The sequence below is a fragment of the Achromobacter xylosoxidans genome, assembly GCF_002192695.1.
Classification (GTDB): domain Bacteria; phylum Pseudomonadota; class Gammaproteobacteria; order Burkholderiales; family Burkholderiaceae_B; genus Achromobacter; species Achromobacter xylosoxidans_C.
The window spans coordinates 1-448 of record NZ_MTLG01000056.1 but is presented as its reverse complement, the minus strand read 5'-3'; the positions used below and the strand labels follow the sequence as shown (position 1 = coordinate 448).

General features: G+C 65.8%; 1 protein-coding gene. It reads right to left on the bottom strand.

The genetic code is table 11. The features are described 5' to 3' along the window. On the bottom strand, positions 1-448 hold a 448-nt coding region (locus BRO63_RS09425), incomplete at both ends, for a cadherin-like domain-containing protein (RefSeq protein WP_179215062.1).

Below are 448 nucleotides of genomic sequence, written 5' to 3'. Positions count from 1 at the left end.
CCAGGCTGGAGGTGTCGGAAATGGCGGTGGAGACCGGGCCGTCGTTGGCGCCGGTGATTTCTACCGTAAGGGTGGCCGTGCTTGTACCGCCCTCGCCGTCGGAGACGGTGTAAGTGATCGAGCTGTAGGTCTTTTCGCCGGCGCCGAGGCGCTGGAATGCAGGGCCTGGGTCGAAGCGGTAGGAGCCATCGGCGTTCAGCGTGAACGTGCCGCCATGGGACCCCGCGATGGCGGCGCCCACGCTGGCCGCGTTGCCGTTGACTTGCGAGACGGTAAGCGCATCGCCATCTGGATCCCTGTCGTTTGCCAGCACGCCGTCCTGGGCACTGATGTCGAGGGCAGAGTCCTCGCTGGCTGCGTCCGAATCGCCAGCCGCGATGGGCGCGGGATTGGCGATGGTCCAGTCGAACTTCTGCGAAGTTGTTGCGCCAGAGGAATCCGTGGCGGT